This window comes from Arthrospira sp. PCC 9901 (assembly GCF_059013425.1).
Window position 1 is genome coordinate 1414525 of the sequence record NZ_CP102296.1, and the last position, 19051, is coordinate 1433575.

General features: G+C 45.9%; 14 protein-coding genes and 1 pseudogene. 9 read left to right on the forward strand and 6 right to left on the reverse strand.

Annotated features, from left to right (window positions below):
- Window positions 1–340: 340 nt before the first annotated feature.
- The 3 genes and pseudogenes from NLZ44_RS06205 to NLZ44_RS06215 form a co-directional block, all read right to left on the reverse strand.
- Window positions 341–1322: pseudogene (locus NLZ44_RS06205) on the reverse strand (M48 family metallopeptidase).
- A gap of 156 nt (window positions 1323–1478) precedes the next feature.
- The gene (locus NLZ44_RS06210; protein WP_493752200.1) at window positions 1479–1814 is read right to left on the reverse strand and encodes an antibiotic biosynthesis monooxygenase; all 336 of its coding nucleotides are present in this window, start codon (window positions 1812–1814) and stop codon (window positions 1479–1481) included.
- Between the two features lie 869 nt (window positions 1815–2683).
- Window positions 2684–3463 (reverse strand): ABC transporter permease, encoded by a 780-nt coding sequence (locus NLZ44_RS06215; protein ID WP_493752201.1) that lies wholly within the window; start codon window positions 3461–3463, stop codon window positions 2684–2686.
- Between the two features lie 57 nt (window positions 3464–3520).
- Between NLZ44_RS06215 and NLZ44_RS06220 the strand changes: the two genes are divergently transcribed.
- The 3 genes from NLZ44_RS06220 to NLZ44_RS06230 all read left to right on the forward strand — a co-directional run bounded on the left by NLZ44_RS06220 (window position 3521) and on the right by NLZ44_RS06230 (window position 8015).
- Window positions 3521–4663, forward strand: coding sequence for a DegT/DnrJ/EryC1/StrS family aminotransferase (locus NLZ44_RS06220; protein ID WP_493752202.1), 1143 nt, complete (start codon window positions 3521–3523; stop codon window positions 4661–4663).
- A 155-nt stretch (window positions 4664–4818) separates the two neighbouring features.
- Complete coding sequence (locus NLZ44_RS06225) at window positions 4819–6495, forward strand: ABC1 kinase family protein (protein WP_111890967.1); 1677 nt, start codon at window positions 4819–4821, stop codon at window positions 6493–6495.
- A 104-nt stretch (window positions 6496–6599) separates the two neighbouring features.
- A complete protein-coding gene (locus NLZ44_RS06230) occupies window positions 6600–8015 on the forward strand; it encodes an AAA-like domain-containing protein (protein ID WP_493752203.1) in 1416 nt (471 codons plus the stop codon).
- A gap of 39 nt (window positions 8016–8054) precedes the next feature.
- On the opposite strand, the gene NLZ44_RS06235 is transcribed toward NLZ44_RS06230, so the two are convergent.
- The gene (locus tag NLZ44_RS06235) at window positions 8055–9065 is read right to left on the reverse strand and encodes a dihydroorotate dehydrogenase-like protein (protein WP_493752204.1); all 1011 of its coding nucleotides are present in this window, start codon (window positions 9063–9065) and stop codon (window positions 8055–8057) included.
- A gap of 138 nt (window positions 9066–9203) precedes the next feature.
- Window positions 9204–12785, reverse strand: coding sequence for a pyruvate:ferredoxin (flavodoxin) oxidoreductase (nifJ, locus tag NLZ44_RS06240; RefSeq protein ID WP_493752205.1), 3582 nt, complete (start codon window positions 12783–12785; stop codon window positions 9204–9206).
- A gap of 22 nt (window positions 12786–12807) precedes the next feature.
- On the opposite strand from nifJ, the gene NLZ44_RS06245 reads away from it, so the two are divergent.
- Window positions 12808–12993 carry a hypothetical protein gene (locus NLZ44_RS06245; protein ID WP_493752206.1) on the forward strand — a complete coding sequence of 62 codons (186 nt, stop codon included), beginning with the start codon at window positions 12808–12810 and terminating at the stop codon, window positions 12991–12993.
- A gap of 183 nt (window positions 12994–13176) precedes the next feature.
- Here the strand turns inward: NLZ44_RS06245 and NLZ44_RS06250 are convergent, their stop codons facing one another.
- Window positions 13177–13443: a HypC/HybG/HupF family hydrogenase formation chaperone gene (locus tag NLZ44_RS06250; protein ID WP_006669195.1), complete on the reverse strand. Its 267-nt coding sequence runs from the start codon at window positions 13441–13443 to the stop codon at window positions 13177–13179.
- Window positions 13444–13801: 358 nt separating this feature from the next.
- Here NLZ44_RS06250 and hoxE point away from each other — a divergent pair, with 358 nt between their 5' ends.
- From hoxE to NLZ44_RS06275, 5 genes are all read left to right on the forward strand, one after another.
- Window positions 13802–14338 (forward strand): bidirectional hydrogenase complex protein HoxE, encoded by a 537-nt coding sequence (gene hoxE, locus NLZ44_RS06255; protein WP_006669194.1) that lies wholly within the window; start codon window positions 13802–13804, stop codon window positions 14336–14338.
- A gap of 49 nt (window positions 14339–14387) precedes the next feature.
- Window positions 14388–16001 carry an NADH-ubiquinone oxidoreductase-F iron-sulfur binding region domain-containing protein gene (locus tag NLZ44_RS06260; RefSeq protein WP_493752207.1) on the forward strand — a complete coding sequence of 538 codons (1614 nt, stop codon included), beginning with the start codon at window positions 14388–14390 and terminating at the stop codon, window positions 15999–16001.
- Window positions 16002–16059: 58 nt separating this feature from the next.
- Entirely contained in the window at window positions 16060–17709 is a 1650-nt protein-coding gene (hcp, locus tag NLZ44_RS06265) for a hydroxylamine reductase (RefSeq protein WP_493752208.1), read from the forward strand.
- 75 nt (window positions 17710–17784) lie between these two features.
- Entirely contained in the window at window positions 17785–18501 is a 717-nt protein-coding gene (gene hoxU, locus NLZ44_RS06270; protein ID WP_493752957.1) for a bidirectional hydrogenase complex protein HoxU, read from the forward strand.
- Entirely contained in the window at window positions 18489–19037 is a 549-nt protein-coding gene (locus NLZ44_RS06275) for an NADH-quinone oxidoreductase subunit B family protein (protein WP_006624082.1), read from the forward strand. Before hoxU ends, NLZ44_RS06275 begins: the two co-directional genes overlap by 13 nt.
- Window positions 19038–19051 lie beyond the last annotated feature (14 nt).

The following is a 19051-nucleotide window of genomic DNA, read 5'->3' on the forward strand; positions in this document are numbered from 1 at the left end:
AAAATTGTTAGACAAACAACAGCCTCTCAGTATAGCTATCAACCAGACCGGGCTATGATATCCCTCACTCACATTGTAGCCTTCAATTTCCGTGGAACAGATTTCGGAAAAAACTGACTAAATTATTGACTTTGATCACCTGTCCCCCAGGTGGGCGCAGTCCAGGTTTCCCCAGACTGCTACCATTGTAGTTGATTGAATTATGTTTTGGGCTGATCGAGTAAGCGATCGCATTACCGATGATACCTGATTGACTGGTTCTGTGCGATCGTAAACATATATTTACCTCCCCATTTTCACCAAAGGTTAATCTCTCTGACGCACCCTACCATTAATTGGTTCATTGGTGGTGCGTAGCGTCCTTATTTCGGTTTAAACGTTCGATTTCCTTTTGCAACTCAGCAATTTGACGGCGTAAGTTTTCCGCTTCCGAAGTAGGGGTTTTCGCTTCCACATTTACAGAACCATCAGCCACAGCCTGTTTGTAATTCCCTAGGCGAATTTGGCGGTATTCTTCAGAGTTCGACCACTCCCGCAAAAATCGGATCCGTTCAACTGGGAAGGGATGGCTTAACATCATGCCCTGACCACCATTATATAGTAGAAATTTATACACTTGATTCAGTTCATCTTGATCTAAATCGTGATACTGTTCAGACTGGCGGATAAACTCATCTAAGCTACACTCGTGGGCGTGTTTGGCGCTAACTCCAGATAGAATCATCATAGACTGCATGACAGGTTTAAGGTTGTCTGTCACCAGCAAAGCCGCACGGTCAGCAGATAATTCCGCTTTGCGTCGCCACTCATAAAAGGCGTAAATCAAACCACTACTAACTACATTTCCCAAACCAAAAGTTACTTCTCCCAACATTGAGGCGACACTCATAGCCCAAATTGCCATTTGATTTAATATGGGATGACCGCATTTAATATGACCGAGTTCATGGGCTAACACCGCCCGCAATTCTGCCTCTTCTACCAGGTCTAATAATCCTGTATTGATGATAATATACGGGTGTTCCTGTCCTAGGGCGAAGCTATTGGCTTGGGGGTTCTGGGCGACAAATAGGGCGGGTTCTGGAAATACATCTCAGATCGCGAATACATTGCCGAAAAATATGATAAATGCTGGCGTACTGGCGGGCGCTAACCTGAATGCAGTTCCCCATTAAATATATATATTGGGGGCGTTCATATACAAACTCTACGAACTTACTCGCAATTAAATCGAAGCCGGGAACACTCCGCAGGGCAATTTCTGCCTCTCGGTCGAGGGGGTGGCGGAATGCTTCGCTGGAAATTCCGGTATAAGTCGGCATAATCAGGTTATCGAAACTTATCTGGTTACTATTTTAACCGAAAACTGAAAGATTATCGGGGCTGGCTATCCCACTTTCTGTTTAACTCAACTCGACCAGGGTGATGATTAATCAAGGTTGATTATCTGCTTTTGAGTTACCAGCCCCAAGCTTTGATTAAACTAGAGATTCGACGGCGGCACGAATTTCGCTACGAACTTCGTAGAATGAAGTAGTCGGGGCTTTGGCGAATAGGGGTGTCATTTTATCTAGCAAAGCCTGATATGCTTCACTTTGATTGGCTTCCATGTCTTGGATATTTTCCCAGAAGATAATGGCAATACCACGATCAGTTCCTGGTTCCTGTAGCAAATAAGACCCTTTGAACCCGGTACTGTAGGTTGAAACTGCTTGTTCAAACAGTTCTCGGGCTTCTTCAAATTTACCAGGCTTAAACTCCCCGATCGCAATATAGGCGTGTTTGTGTTTCAGAAAATCAAAAAATTCGGACATAACTAACCACCGGTTATGAGTTTAGATCATTGGACTCCTGGTGCTAGACCAACCGATACATTTTGGCTAACCAACATTCACGTAAAACTCCTGGGAGGGTTGGAAGCTCCGTGATTTATCGCGGAGAGGAAAACCGACTCAAGCGGCTTTAGCCGCCAGCACCCCCTTGCGGGGTGGAGGGGTATGGTTGCCCCTCCATGAAGCTATGGTTGGCTCCGACTCCCTTGCGGGGTAATGTTTGCTTCGCCAATGTTCAGAGTCGGTACTATCCAAATCGCACGTCCTTAACCCCTTAGAGATGTTTAACGATTCGGTTCTAGGGCCTGGAACTAGCACGCATTCCAGGGTAGGAACTTTAACTCTTGCTCTGAACGTAGCCAGTTAAGGCTATAGCTGGTCAGCTACCTGAAAGGGGGGCACGAAGCCCCTGTGCTTCAGCCGGGGGTGCTGACAAATGCCAGATCCTGAGGTACTTTACGCGCTCTATAGGAAACAAGTCTTGACACCCCCTCTTTTCCGCCACACGGAGAGGAACTGAGCCCAAAACCCATATTAACCCATATAGGTCAATTTTTATCAATTATTCGCTGTTAATTTCCCCTTAATTATCTATATCTGGATATTATGTTAACTTTTGTAACAAAATGTTAAGAAATATCGCGAAAAATTTTCTGGGGGGAGGGGCTTGCTTTTGGCGAGATGTTCGTGATATACTCTTATATAATGGAAATATTTGGTAATTTTTTTAAAAAAGCTATATTTTGATTGTAAAACTGTATATAAGAAGTTTATCATGAGTTCCGGCGGCCTGTCAACCCCCCGACGCTGATCGGGACCGAAAATTTTTTTTTGAAGAAAAAATCAACTTGCTAATAATGCTGAAGCTGTTGTTGTGAGTTAAAGAATTGGCGACCAATAGCGAAGGAGAGGATAATAGTTGCTAGTAAATTAGCAGGAACGATCGCAAATAGGAGCAGAATTTGATAGGAAACGGCATCTAAGGGGTTAATACCAGCGAGTAGCTGACCGGTGAGGATACCGGGGAGAGTGACAGCACCAACGATCGCCATAGCGTTAAGAGTAGGAGTTAATCCAGCTTGAATAGCCTCTCGGCGGTAGTGGTGGATAGCTTGGTCGGGGGTAGCCCCCAAACTGAGATGGGTTTCGATTTCGATGTTGTGGTTGTTTAGGCTGTTAACCAGGTGGTGACCGGAGACGATCGCCGCATTCATGGTACTAGCCAAAATGGCCCCGACCATAGGGATGAGATATTGAGGGGTAGTAGGTTGTGGAGGTTGGATAATCAGGAATATTATATATAGTGCGATCGGGGCAGTGCTAATAAATAGGGAAACCCCAACCCAGAGTAAAAGTTGTGGAAGTTGGCGACTGATGCGGTTACGGGAGACAATGGCAACTAGGGTAATCATTGCCATAATTAGGGCTATGACTAGGAGAGGTTGGCTTGTCGTGGTGGGGTCAAAGACAATAGCCAGGACGTAACCCAAGACGACTAATTGACTGAAGGCGCGCCCAGCGGAAGTGATTAGCTTGAATTCTAAGCCTAATCCCCCAGATACTGATAGACCAATGGCGATCGCCATAAGTCCGAATATTAGCACTAAGTCTGTAAAATCTAAGGAAATCAACTAATTATCGGAAATCAGAGAAAAACTCATTCTAGTATAGTGTGGTGTGAGAAGCGCGTGAACCTAATTCCTGCCCTTGATTTAACCCAACAGTATCAAATGATCAGCGATCGCCTTAATCAGGAGGTACTCGACTTGCTGGCTAGTGGTCGCTACATTGGTGGCTATGCTGTGGACAGTTTTGAGAAAAAGTTTGCCGAGTATATTGGGGCTTCTGAGTTGGTCAGTTGCAACTCTGGTACTGATGCCCTATTTTTGGCTTTGCGGGCTTTAGAAATCGGCCCCGGCGATCAGGTGATTACCACTTGTTTTTCCTTTATTGCTACCTCTGAGGTGATTAGTGCCGTGGGAGCCACCCCGGTATTTGTGGATATTGACCCGGATACGTTCAACTTAGATATTAGTCAAATTGAGGCGGCGATTACTGCCCAAACCCGTGCTATCCTTCCGGTGCATTTGTTTGGTCGCCCTGTGGACATGACCGCATTAATGGCGGTAGCGCGGTCTCATAATTTGGCGGTGATTGAAGATTGCGCCCAAGCCACCGGAGCTAGTTGGGGTGATGCTAAGGTGGGTAGTATGGGAGATCTAGGCTGTTTTAGCTTTTTTCCGACTAAGAATTTAGGCGCTTGTGGAGATGGAGGGGCGATCGCAACTAATAATCCTGATCTGGCGCGTGTGTTGCGGGTGCTGAAAAATCACGGTCAGCCTGAGCGATATAATTCCGAACTGTTGGGGATTAATAGTCGTCTTGATGCCCTACAAGGGGTGATTTTAAGCATTAAATTAGAGTATCTCTCGCGCTGGAATCAACAGAGAAAGGCGATCGCCTCTCGATATAGTCAGGAACTGGAGGGCATACCCGGTTTAATTGTCCCAGCAGAAAGTGTAGGCGGCGAGACCGTTTGGAATCAGTACACTATCAGATATGTGGGTAATAACAGCGACTCGTCAGGACGCGATCGCCTGCGAGAACAACTCCAGAGCCTCGGAGTTAGCACTAATGTATACTACCCCATACCCCTCCATCTACAGGGGGTTCATCGCGATTTAGGCTATGGCTGCGGTGATTTTCCCATGGCAGAACAGGTCAGCCACCAAGTTTTGTCTTTGCCGATGTTCCCGGAACTTTCCAGCGAACAACAAGATAGGGTAATCTATGCTGTCAAAGATTGCCTAAAATTGGGGGCTATAGGTTGAGCAGGTGAGTGTTATATGTCGTTTTGTATATTATAGTTAACATAACGATAAAAAATCATCAATTCACCCAGGGGATCTATTTACCCCGACCTTGGTTGCAGGTAACTAGGCAATCAGTTGACCAAACTTAGGAATATGAAGAGGAAATAAAAGGAGTGAACCCCTACCAAAATAGCGATCGCCGAGTTTACGATCCTCAAGCCATTGCTCAATATTATCGCCGTCGGCTTTGGAAGGCCATCTGGCGCGTGATCACGGTTATATGGTTTTTTTCAGGGTTCATTATTGGTCTACTTTGGGATCAATGGCGACATCGGAATGTTACCGAAACCCCGAAACGAGCCGCCCAACTGCGTAATATTCTCACCCGCCTCGGTCCCACCTATATTAAAGTAGGTCAAGCATTATCAACCCGTCCTGACCTCATTCGCAAGGACTTTTTAGAAGAATTAACCAAACTCCAAGATCAGCTACCCCCTTTTGATACTAAGATCGCCATGGCGATCATCGAGAGAGAACTCGATCGCGATTTAGATACTGTTTTCCGACAAATTTCCCCTGAACCCGTCGCCGCCGCCAGTTTGGGTCAGGTCTATAAAGCACAACTGCTGACAGGGGAAGAGGTCGCCGTTAAAGTCCAAAGACCATTTCTCTTACCAACTCTCACCCTGGATCTGTATTTAATGCGTTGGGCGGCGGGTTGGTTGTCTCCCATTTTACCCCTGAATTTGGGTCATGATTTAACCCTAATTGTCGATGAATTTGGGTTAAAATTATTTGAGGAAATCGACTATATTAATGAGGGTCGAAATGCCGAAAGGTTTGCCACCTATTTTGATGATGATCCGACCGTAAAAGTGCCATCAATTTACTGGAAATATACCAGCAATCAGGTGTTAGTCTTAGAGTGGATTAATGGCTTGAAGTTGACCGATATTGAAAGTGTCCAAGCGGCGGGTTTGGATATGAGTAAAATGATTTTTGTCGGTGTGACCAGTGGCTTGCGACAACTGCTAGAGTTCGGTTTTTTCCATGCTGACCCCCACCCCGGAAATCTGTTTGCTATGCCTGATGGTCGCATGGCATTTATTGATTTTGGCATGATGGATCAGTTAAGCCAGCAAACGAAGGAAACTCTGGTTGATTCCGTAGTGCATTTAATTAATAAAGACTATAAGGAGTTGGCGGAGGATTTTGTCAGGTTGGGATTTTTAGCACCTAATACTAATATGGCTCCCATTATTCCGGCTTTAGAGGCGGTTATGGGGGATATTATTGGGGAGAGTGTTAAGGATTTTAACTTTAAAACTATTACCGATAGTTTCTCGGAATTGATGTATGATTACCCCTTCCGGGTTCCGGCAAAATTTGCCCTGATTATTCGGTCTCTAGTAACTCAGGAAGGAATTGCCCTCAGTCTCGACCCGGATTTTAAAATCGTTGAGGTGGCTTATCCCTATGTGGCGCGTCGCCTGTTGAAGGGAGAAACTCCGGCTTTGCGACGACGGTTGATTGAGGTGTTATTTAAAGATGGTCGCTTCCAGTGGCATCGTCTGGAAAATATGATTACGATCGCTCAAACTGATGGCAATTTTGATATTCTCCCCACTGCACAGCTAGGCCTACAATATCTGTTTTCCGAGGAGGGTAGTTTCCTTCGTCGTCAAATTGTCATGGCGTTGACGGAAGACGATCGCCTACATACCGCTGAAGTCCAACGACTCTGGGGTTTAATTCAGGATGACCTCAAACCGAGTCGCTTATTTGATGTAGCATTGGGGGCAATAACTGAGTTTTCGACCTCCCAAGTGGCTGCTATGAGAATTCAATAAATATCGCTATTCATCAGATCATCACAATTCCCTTGTTAGGGATGCTTGAAAAAAAGGCCCAAGTCTAAGTATTTGGGTCTTTTATTGGTTATGATCTGTAGAGTGTGATTATATATCAAATTGCCCTTGCTCAATTATTCTGCCTTGGCATGAATGTCCCTGAAGCCTTAAAACTGATAGAAGAAAAATTCCTGCGGCGATCGCTTTCCCCTATTGAGCGTTTAATTTTATCTGAATCATGGATGGGTAAGACCTACAGTGAAATTTCCCAGAAATCTGCATACGCTAATGATTATGTTAAAGAAGTTGGTGGACGATTATGGCAGGAACTCTCCGAGGCCATGGGGACAAAAGTTAGCAAAAAAAATTTCAAACTTGTCTTCAAATCTCGGCACCAGATCCCATTAACTTCCCCCCCTGTTCAGAAATCAGGAACTTTTGCAGGTAATTCATTGAATCCTAATGATGGCAATAATATAGAACTCCCAGGGAGTCCAATTTCAATTAACTCTCCCTTTTATATAGAACGTCCACCCATTGAAAATATGGGCTATAATGAACTGCAACAACCGGGGTGTGTCGTGAGGATTAAAGCACCTCGGAAGATGGGTAAAAGTTCCCTACTTAATAGGATGTTAACCCAAGCAGTTTCTTGGGGATATGGAACTGTTTATCTGAATTTTCTGGAAGTAGACGCTGAGACTTTTAATTCCCTAGAACAATTGGTCAGATGGTTTTGTGCTAATGCGACTAAGCAGTTAAAGCTACCAGCGAAACTCGATGAATATTGGGATATAGATTTAGGGACTAAAGTTTCCTGTCGGCTGTATTTTGAGGAATATCTATTCATCACTAAAGATACCCCCATTGTGATTGCTATGAATGAGGTTAACCGCCTCTTTGAGTATCCGGTTATTGCTAGTGATTTTTTGCCCATGTTGCGATCGTGGCACGAACTCTCTAAACATAATAAACTCTGGGAAAATTTGCGCTTGATTGTAGTTCACAGCACCGAAGTTTATGTACCTTTACAGTTACATCAATCCCCTTTTAATGTGGGTTTGGTGTTAAAACTACCCCAATTTACACCGCAACAAGTGCAAGATCTGGCTTTGAGATATGAATTAAGTTGGGCGGCGGAGGAGACTGGACTTAAACGCCTAGAAGGTTTAATCTCAATGGTCGGTGGACATCCTTATCTAGTACAACTGGCTTTTTATACTATTAGTAAATCCGGTATTTCTCTGGAAAATTTAATCAAAAATGCCCGCAAGCCTGATGGAATTTATAGCGCCCATTTGCGGAATTTATTAGTAACAATTCAACAAGATTCGTCTTTGCATAGGGCTTTAAATAAAGTCCTAAAATCCGATAATGGTGTGCCTTTGGAGGCGATTACTGCTTATAAATTAGAAAGTCTAGGATTAGTTAACTTTGAGGATAACCTAGCTAAAATTGGCTGTGATTTATATCGGCTATATTTTTTGGAACAGTTATCAACCCCCCCCAGCCAAAACTGAGGGGTGATGATATGGTGAAATTATTATCCTAGAATCAACCTAGAATAAACTATGTTCTGGGACGTAGGAAGTAATGGCTTTCATGTATTGGGCGCGTTCATAGGCTGACTCATCATCACAATGGCGCTGAGACATAGAACCCTGCATCTGTTTAACGGACTCATACTCGTGTTCTTCCATCCAGTGTTTCATCTCATTTTCCATCACTTGGATGTAACCAATACCATGGCGCAATAAAGCGGAACAAACATGAGTTACCTTAGCCCCCGCCATCAACATTTTAATAGCATCGTGACCGCGCGCGACACCGCTAGTGGAGGCTAAATCGGCATTAATCCGACCATACAAGATAGCAATCCAGCGCATAGGTAGGCGCATATCGTGGGGAGAACTCAAAACGGAACTAACCTCAATTTCTAGTTCTTCGGGGTTAATATCTGGCTGTATGAAGCGGTTAAATAAAGCGAGTCCATCGACCCCAGCTTCATCTAAACGTTTCGCCATATTTGCCATATTACTAAAGAAGGGGCTAAGTTTCATAGCCACAGGAATAGTAACCTCGGCTTTAACTTCCCGGAGAGTAGTAATATAGTTTTCCTCGACCTGAGCCCCACTCATATCAAAATCGGTGGGAACATAATAAATATTCAATTCGATCGCATTTGCACCAGCTTCCTGCATGAGTTTGGAATATTCCACCCAACCACCGGAGGAGAAACCATTTAAACTGGCAATAATGGGAATATCAACCAACTCCTTAGCTTGGCGAATATGCTCAAGATAAAGTTCCGGTCCGACGTGATATTCTTCTGGTTCAGGAAAATAGGTTAAAGCCTCAGCAAAGCTATTGGTTCCATATTCCAAATGGTGATTAAGTTCAAATTTTTCTCGCAGTAACTGTTCTTCAAATAGGGAGTGTAAAACGACTGCTGATGCGCCCGCATCTTCCATACGCCGAATATTATCGACATCTTCCGATAAAGCGGCGGCGGCGGAAGGGACAATAGGAGTCCTCAAATTCAATCCCAAATAGGTCGTACTCAAATCCATAATATAGATTCCTTATGAAAAGTGGAAACGGAAGCAGTGAAAAGTTCTAGGGGTCCGGTTTATAGGGGCGAAAAATAGGCACGCCCCTATAATTGAGAACCGGACTAGGAGTTTCTGTCTACAGTGGGTTTACGAAGTTCACTCTTTGTCACCAGAGGTGTCTGTATTGGGCTGATTGCCTTCTTGATCCAAGGGACGCGCCGCCAGATACTCATACATTTGCCAACGGGTGTCAACGTCTTTCTGTGCTTCTTTCAGCAAGCGTTTAGCATCAACGGGCTTAGTTTTGGTGAGCATTTTAAAGCGGTTTTCGGCATACATGGATTGTTCGATGGATTTTTTAGGCGATCGCGAATCCAACAGCAGGGGATTTTTGCCTTCAGCTTTGAGGTCAGGATGATAACGATAAAGCAACCAACGACCACTTTCGACAATTGCTTTTTGGTGACTCATAGCCGTAGTCATATTAATACCGTGGGCGATACAGTGACTGTAGGCAATAATCAAGGAAGGGCCGTTATATGCTTCAGCTTCCAGGAAGACTTTAAGGGTGTGTTCATCGCGCGCCCCCATAGCCACAGAAGCGACATAAACGTTACCGTAGGTCATAGCAATTAAGCCTAAGTCTTTCTTAGGTGAAGGCTTACCACCAGCAGCAAATTTAGCCACCGCGCCGCGAGGAGTAGCTTTAGAAGACTGACCACCAGTATTAGAGTAGACCTCAGTATCCATCACCAGGATATTGACGTTGCGACCACTAGCAATGACATGATCTAAACCGCCATAGCCGATATCATAAGCCCAACCATCGCCGCCGAGTATCCAGACAGATTTTTTGACGAGGTAATCAGCCAAACTGAGTAACTGTTTGGCGTTGGTATCATCAGACCCTTGCAATTTTTGCTTAACCTGGGCGACGAGTTCCCGTTGTTCCCAAATATCAGCCTCGGATTTTTGGGGGTTATTGGTAATTTTGGCTACCAGTTCATCGCCAACAAGACCGCCTAACTTCTGCAACAATTCACAGGCGAAGGCGGTATGTTTATCAATGGACAGACGGAAGCCTAGACCAAATTCGGCGTTATCTTCAAATAGGCTATTAGACCAACTAGGGCCGCGACCCTCGGCATTTTGCGCCCAGGGTGTGGTGGGTAAGTTACCGCCATAGATAGAAGAACAGCCAGTGGCGTTAGCGACAACCATACGATCGCCAAATAGTTGGGTTGCTAACTTGATATAGGGAGTTTCGCCACAACCCGCACAAGCACCAGAGAACTCAAACAGGGGTTCTTGCCATTGTTGTTGTTTAATCATATCCGATCGCAAATTACGGCGATCGGGGTTAGGCAAGTTGAGGAAAAATTCCCAGTTTTCCCGTTCCGTGGCTCGTATGGGTGGCTGAGACTCCATGTTAATCGCCTTTTTGGAAGGCATGGATTTATTTTTCGCCGGACAGACATCAACACAGACACCGCAACCAGTACAGTCTTCTGGAGATACTTGGATGGTGAATTTTTGCCCTTCAAAGGCTTTATCGCGGACAGCAGTGGTTTTAAAGGTTTCCGGCGCACCATTGAGGGCGCTTTCATCGTAGGCTTTACCACGAATTACCGCATGGGGACAGACCATGATACATTTACCACACTGCACACAGACATCAGCATCCCAAACGGGGATTTCTTGGGCGACGTTGCGTTTCTCCCATTTTGATGTACCTGTGGGATAGGTTCCGTCACAGGGTAGTTGGCTGACGGAGAGTTGGTCGCCTTTACGCGCTAACATCATCCCTTCCACTTCCCGGACAAAATCAGGGGCGTTAGCGGGGACTGGCGGCGCTATGCGTACCTGGCTATTGGCTTCGCCGATATTGACCTCAAAGAGGTTGTCGAGGGTATTGTCTACGGCTTGGAGGTTCATGCGGACAATGGCTGAACCTTTTTTACCGTATGTTTTTTCGATCGCTTTTTTAATTTTGGCGATCGCCTCATCCTTGGGTAGAACTCCCGCCAAAGCGAAGAAACAGACCTGCATCACCGTATTGATACGGCTACCCATTCCACTGTCACGGGCTACTTTATTAGCATCGATGACATATAGTTTGAGGTTTTTGCGGACAATTTGCTCTTGAATTTCAATGGGTAGGTAATTCCATACTTCATCAGGTCCGTAGGGGCTATTCAGCAGGAAGGTCGCCCCATTGGTGGCTGCATCAACTACATTGAGTTTTTCTAGGAAATTCCACTGGTGACAGCCGATAAAGTTGGATTTTTCGATTAAATAGGGGGAGCGGATTAAGTTAGGACCGAAACGCAGGTGAGATACGGTGACAGCGCCGGATTTTTTGGAGTCGTAGACGAAGTAACCCTGGGCGTAGTTATTGGTTTCGTCCCCGATAATTTTAATCGAGTTTTTGTTAGCCCCTACAGTACCATCAGACCCTAGACCATAGAACATGGCGCGGATGACGTTATCCGGTTCGGTGGAAAATTCCGGGTCAAAGGGTAGGGAGGTGTGGGTGAGGTCGTCGTTAATACCGATGGTAAAGTGATTTTTGGGTTTGTCGAGTTGGAGGTTATCAAAAACGGCTTTTACCATAGCCGGGTTGAATTCTTTGGAGGATAACCCGTAACGACCACCTACGATTTTGGGGGCGGGTCCTTCCCAGCTTTCGCTAATGGCGGTGACGACATCTAAATATAGGGGTTCGCCACTTGAGCCGGGTTCTTTGGTGCGGTCTAAAACTGCGATCGCTTTGGCGGTTTTTGGTACAGCGCCAATAAAGGCGTTAGCATCCCAGGGTCGATACAGACGGACTTTTAGCACTCCGACTTTTTCTCCCTGGGCGGCAAGATAATCTACGGTTTCGTGGACGGTTTCACAGCCGGAACCCATTAATATAATGATGCGATCGGCATCCGGTGCGCCATGATATTCAAATAGTTTATAGTGCCGTCCCGTCAGTTCCCCAAACTTGTCCATGGCTTTCTGGACGATTTCTGGACAAGCGTTATAGAAGGGGTTGACGCTTTCCCTCGCTTGGAAGTAAACATCGGGGTTTTGGGCGGTTCCTCGTAAAGCCGGGCGATCGGGTGTTAGTCCCCGGGCGCGGTGTGCATACACGTCCTCATCATCTATCATCGCCCGCAGATCACTCTCTTCCAAGAGTTCGATTTTCTGCACTTCGTGGGAGGTGCGGAACCCATCAAAAAAGTGGATAAATGGAACCCTTGATTTTAGGGTACTTGTTTGGGCGACTAGGGCTAAATCATGGGCTTCCTGGACTGAGGCTGAACATAATAATCCGCAACCAGTAGCCCGCACTGCCATTACGTCACTGTGATCGCCAAAAATAGACAAGGCTTGGGCGGCGATGGACCTGGCGGCGACATGGAGGACCGCACAGGTTAGTTCCCCGGCGATTTTGTACAGGTTCGGAATCATTAATAATAATCCCTGGGATGCTGTAAATGTCGTGGTTAATGACCCTCCCTGTAGGGAACCATGGACAGCCCCCGCCGCGCCTCCTTCACTTTGCATTTCTACTACTGCGGGAACCGTTCCCCAAATGTTGGGTTGTCCTTCCGATGTCCAAGCATCCGCCCATTCTCCCATGGGTGATGATGGAGTGATGGGATAAATGGCAATAACTTCATTGAGACGAAAAGCCACGCGGGCTACCGCTTCGTTCCCGTCTAGGGTGGCATACTGTCTGGTATTCATACTTGAAAATCCTCTCATTTACTTGGGATTTAACCCAGGTTCAAAAAACTGCGGAATTAACCGCCTTAATGGCTGTGACCGGACAACCATTGACGAGCTAATTTTAGGCGATCGCATTATTTATCTTGGCCATGTCCTTGACAGTTCTCTTTACCAAGCGATCGCGCTAAATTTTGTCATTCAACAACAAAAAAAATTGGGTCGATAATTTACCTAGATTTTGACAACAATACCTCTGCGCCGGTTGTCTGATTCAAAGGTTCCTTTCCCCTGAGTCAGATCACAATCTTTAAATCTTTGTTAAGGGTTTTTGGGAACTTGACTGCCTCCTACCTTACCCTATTTATTATCTTATAGGAAGCTGGAAATATAAATCAGGTCTTAACAATTTTTAACCCAATTTGACCATCTGTTGTAAATCTGCTAAGGTTTGTAAAGCGTCCTCTGGTTCTACCCGACTCAGAGCAAAACCCACATGAACCAAAACATAATCACCCACTTGCGCTTCAGGAACATAAGCCAGACTCACCTCTTTAATGACCCCGCCAAAGCTGACGCGCCCTTTTTTTAGTAAAGGATCATCTCCCGATATACTCACGAGTTTTCCCGGAACTGCTAGACACATATATTTCATCCCTAGAATGACAATAATTCTCATTTAGGTTGACAAGAGCAACCTGTAGGCTATCTCTAGGCTCTGTGGTAGTTTGATGACAGGCTAACTAAGTATAACCACTGTTAGCAGACCCACCAGCAGAGGCAGAAATTCTTTTAATTATCTTAATACTTTTTTCCGGGGTTTGCCGTTATACTTAACATTTAGAACAGAATGTTGTAATGTTCAACTAACGAAATATTTGGAGATAAACAACCCTACAGTTGTTTTGGGGATTTGTCCCAAAAATGTCCCCAAAATAGGATGAATTGTCATCAAAATAGAACATCAACCCTGTGGGGATCAACATTGATCATATTTAATAGGGTTGAAACTGTGTAGAAATTACTGTAAAACTACTATGCCATCTCCCACAGAAACCTCCCCAAAATCTGCCAAAAGTAAAGCAGCGTCAAACCATCCCAGTGGCGATAAACGTTTCAAGGTACTGGATATAACCATGAAACGCAGCCAATATAGTCAGGATGCCTTAATCGAAGTGCTGCACAAAGCCCAGGAAGCATTTGGCTACTTAGAAGAAGACGTATTAATATACGTTGCGCGACAACTGAAACTTCCCCTGAGCCAAGTTTACGGAGTCGCCACCTTCTATCATCTATTTTCCCTAAAACCCAGTGGCGCTCATACCTGCGTCGTCTGTTTAGGAACCGCCTGCTATGTTAAAGGCAGTGGAGAAGTCCTAGCAGCCTTAGAAGAGAAAACCGGAATCAAATCCGGGGAAACCACCCCCGACGGCCAGATATCTATTGTCACCGCGCGCTGTATCGGAGCCTGTGGTATTGCTCCGGCCGCAGTCTTTGATGGGAAAGTCGCGGGTCAGCAAACCCCAGAAATGGCCGTAGCACGACTGGAACAGTGGCAGGGTTCAGCCGAGTAAATGCCACTTCATAACCCCAACTCCATTGAGAGAGGAGATATAAAATATTATGGAATTGACCGAATTAGTCGAACTAGCCGAAAAGGAACGCAACAATCAAAAAAGTATCCGTATCCACTGCTGCACATCTACAGGCTGTCAAGCCTCTGAGTCCCTAGAAGTCAAAAAAGCCATGGAAGATGCCCTGAAGGGGTCAGGACTTGAGGCTGACGTGCAAATAGTGGGTGTGGGGTGTATGGGGTTTTGCGGACGCGGCCCGATGGTGGAAGTCGAACCTAACGGCATTCATTATGAAAAAGTCACCCCCGAAGATGCGCCATCTATTATCGAAGCGCTGAAAGGCGGGGAAGCCAAACCAGTTAAAGGAGATCCTGATCATCCCTTCTTTAGTCGCCAATTAAAAATCGTTCGGGAATTTAGCGGCAAAATTGACCCGGAAAAAATCGGGGAATATATTGCGGTGGGAGGCTACAGAGCCTTACATCATGCAATTTATGACCTGACTCCAGAAGAAGTAGTGACAGAAATTACTAAATCTGGATTACGGGGACGGGGAGGCGCTGGCTATCCCACGGGTCTAAAGTGGGCGACTGTGGCTAAAATGCCCCCAGGACAAAAATATGTGATCTGTAACGCTGACGAGGGCGACCCTGGGGCGTTTATGGATCGTAGTGTCTTAGAAAGTGACCCTCACCGTATCCTAGAAGGAATGGCGATCGCTGGATATGCAGTCGGTGCGACCCAAGGCTATATATACGTTCGCGCAGAATATCCCCTGGCGATCACTAGGCTACAGAAAGCCATTCAACAGGCTAAACGTCAGAGTATGTTAGGTAGCCGCATCTTTGGTTCCTCCATAGACTTCAACATTGATATTCGGGTTGGTGCGGGTGCTTTTGTTTGTGGCGAAGAAACCGCCCTGATAGCTTCTATTGGCGGCGGTCGCGGCAACCCCCGTCCTCGTCCACCCTATCCCGCCGTTTCCGGGTTGTGGGACTGCCCAACCCTGATTAATAACGTGGAAACCCTGGGTAATATAGCCCCCATTATCCGCAACGGGGCGGACTGGTACAATCAAATTGGTACCGAGAAAAGCAAGGGTACTAAAATCTTCTCCCTGACGGGTAAAATCCGCAATAACGGCCTGATTGAAGTGCCGATGGGTATTACCCTACGCGAAATTGTCGAAGAGATGGGCGGCGGTATTCCTGGCGGTCTGCAAGTTAAAGCCGTGCAAACAGGGGGTCCCTCTGGCGGTTGTATCCCGGCTGATTTTCTTGATACCCCGGTAGATTATGAATCTCTCACCAGATTGGGATCTATGATGGGATCTGGGGGCATGGTGGTGATGGATGAAAACACTAGCATGGTGCAGGTGGCTCAATTCTATATGGAATTTTGCCGGGGTGAAACCTGTGGTAAGTGTATCCCCTGCCGTGTGGGTACTGTGCAAATGTACCAGTTGCTTACTAAGTTACTCAATAAACAGGCTACCTCCGCTGATTTGGAAAAACTGAAACAGTTGTGCGACATGGTGAAGGCTACCAGTTTATGTGGCTTGGGAATGACAGCCCCTAACCCGGTTACCAGTACCTTGCAGTATTTCGAGAGCGAGTATTTGGAGTTGCTTCAAACTGCTAACGGTAAGGTGGCGGTTCACTAATATTTCACATCGGGAAGCTAAACGGGAAACTAGGAAGCTAAATTAGGAGAAGGGATTGATGTTTTGCGAACAATGTGAACAAACTGCCAGCGGTCAAGGTTGCCACCAGTGGGGCGCTTGTGGTAAAGGACCGGATGTAAATGCGGTTCAAGACCTATTAATGTACTGTCTGCGGGGTATTGCGCCTGTGGCTTTGAAGGCTAAGGAATTGGGCATTGATACCCATGCTGTAGATGTGTTTTCCTGTGAGTCGATGTTCGCCACTATGACGAATGTTAACTTTAACCGTAAACGCTTTTACCATTATATTCGTGAGGCGATCGCTCAACGGGAAAAACTCAAAACCCAAATCCAACAGATTAGCGATCGGCCCATCAGTTGGTCTGTAGCTGCTACCTATCAACCAGACTGGACTGATAGTTTAGTAGCCCAGGGGGAGGAAGTTTCCCGTAACTTTATTGCTGACTCTAGTCAAGACATCGATATCTTCTCCCTCAAACTTACCGTCCTCTACGGTCTGAAGGGCTTGGCTTCCTACAGTTTCCACGCCCAGGAACTTGGTCAGGAAGACGATCGCCTTTATAGTTTCACACACCAAGCCCTCGCCGCCTTGGAAGAACCTAACCTCAGTTTAGAAGATTGGGTTAATCTAGCCATGAAAGTCGGGGAAATGAACCTGTTGGCTATGGAACTTCTCGACGCGGGACACACTAACCATTATGGTCATCCTATCCCCACCGTTGTTCCTCTGAATGCGAAAGCCGGAAAAGCTATTTTGGTCTCTGGTCACGACATTAAACAACTCGAAGCCATCCTCCAACAAACAGCCAATACTGGTATTAATGTTTACACCCACGGGGAGTTACTACCCGCCCATGGCTACCCAGTCCTTAAACAAAAATATCCCCACCTCTACGGTCACTATGGCACAGCTTGGCAAAATCAAACCAAGGATTTCGCTAAGTTCCCCGGTGCTATAGTCATCACCACTAACTGTTTGATGCCTCCCCACGAACACTATGAGGATAAATTATTTACCCTCGGTCCGGTGGGATATCCTGACATCAACTATCTCGAAGATAGGGCAAATCTTACCCCAGATTTTAGCGCTGTTATCCACAAAGCCCTCTCTTTACCTGGCTTTGCAGAAGATGAACCACCCCGTCAGGTGAAAACTGGCTTCGCCCGTAATGCGGTATTAAATGTTAGCGACCAGGTGATTGATGCGGTTAAACAAGGCAAAATTCGCCATTTCTTCCTAGTGGGAGGTTGTGACGGCGCTAAACCCGATCGCAATTATTATACAGAGTTTGTCGATCAGGTTCCGTCCGATTGTGTGGTGTTAACCCTCGCCTGTGGAAAATTCCGCTTTTTTGATAAGGAAATGGGGGAAATTGGTAACATTCCTCGGCTGATGGATGTCGGACAGTGCAATGATGCCTATTCCGCTATTCAAATCGCCCTAGGACTCGCCCAAGCCTTTGATATCGGAGTTAATGAACTCCCCCTATCTATGATTTTGTCTTGGTATGAACAGAAGGCTGTGGCGGTTCTCCTGACACTATTATATTTGGGTATCAAAGATATCCGTTTGGGTCCGACTTTACCAGCTTTCATTTCCCCTAATGTCTTCGCTATCCTCTCGGCTAAATACAACCTACAGGCTATTACAACTCCCGAAGCTGATTTAGCTGCTTGTTTGAATTAGAAATAACTGGGAAAATCGGGAATATTGTATATTCCCGACTCCCGGTAAGATGTTCCCTTAATGAAAGGAGAAACTATGTCCGTTGTCACCTTAAAAATTGATGGCATTGATGTGGCGATCGAAGAAGGATCGAGCGTCTTAGAAGCCGCTAAAGAGGCGGGGGTGAGAATACCAACCCTCTGCCATTTGGATGGTATTTCTGATGTGGGCGCTTGTCGCTTATGTCTGGTGGAAATTGCCGGAATTAATAAACTTTTGCCCTCCTGTGTAACTACCGTTGCGGAAGGGATGGAAGTTTGCACTAATAGCCCCCAGATTAAAGAATATCGCAAAATGGTTGTGGAAATGCTATTTGCAGAAGGCAACCATGTTTGTGCAGTTTGTGTGGCTAATGAAAACTGCGAATTGCAAGATGTCGCCGTTGAAGTAGGTATGGATCATAGCCGCTTTACCTACCGTTTCCCACAGCGAGAAGTTGATATCTCTCACCCTCAATTTGGCATTGATCACAACCGCTGTATTCTCTGTACTCGCTGTCAAAGAGTCTGTGATGAAATTGAAGGCGCTCATGTTTGGGATGTGGCTTTTCGCGGCCCGGCTGCTAAAATGATTACAGGACTTAATCAACCTTGGGGGGCTGTCGATGCCTGTACTTCCTGCGGTAAATGTGTTGATGCTTGTCCGACGGGTTCCATTTTCCGTAAAGGTGCGACGGTCGCCGAAATGACTCGCGATCGCGCTAAATTAGAATTCTTAGTTAATGCACGGGAGAAACACGAATGGAAAAGATAAGATTTGCTACGGTTTGGTTAGCAGGATGTTCCGGTTGCCATATGTCTTTTTTAGACCTGGATGAATGGCTGATTGAACTATCGGAAAAAGTCGAAGTGGTTTACTCCCCGGTAGGTTGTGACCTGAAAGAATATCCCGAAAATGTTGATGTTTGTTTGGTCGAGGGTGGTATCGCTAACGAAGATAACCTGGAACTAATTAAAGAAGTGCGATCGCGCACCAAACTCTTGATTTCTTTTGGAGATTGTGCCGTAACTGCTAATGTTCCCGCCATGCGGAATATGTTGGGTAGCACCGATCATGTACTCAAACGCTGCTATTTGGAACTAGGGGATTTTACCCCACAACTTCCCAGAGAACCCGGTATTGTTCCTGAATTGCTGGAACGTGTGACTCCAGTGCATGAAGTCGTCGATGTTGATATTTTTATGCCGGGATGTCCCCCTAGCGCCGATCGCATTAAGGCTACCCTCGCGCCTTTGGTGGAAGGGAAAATGCCGAAAATGGAAGGGCGAGAAATGATTAAGTTTGGCTAAGGTTTCCCTGTTGT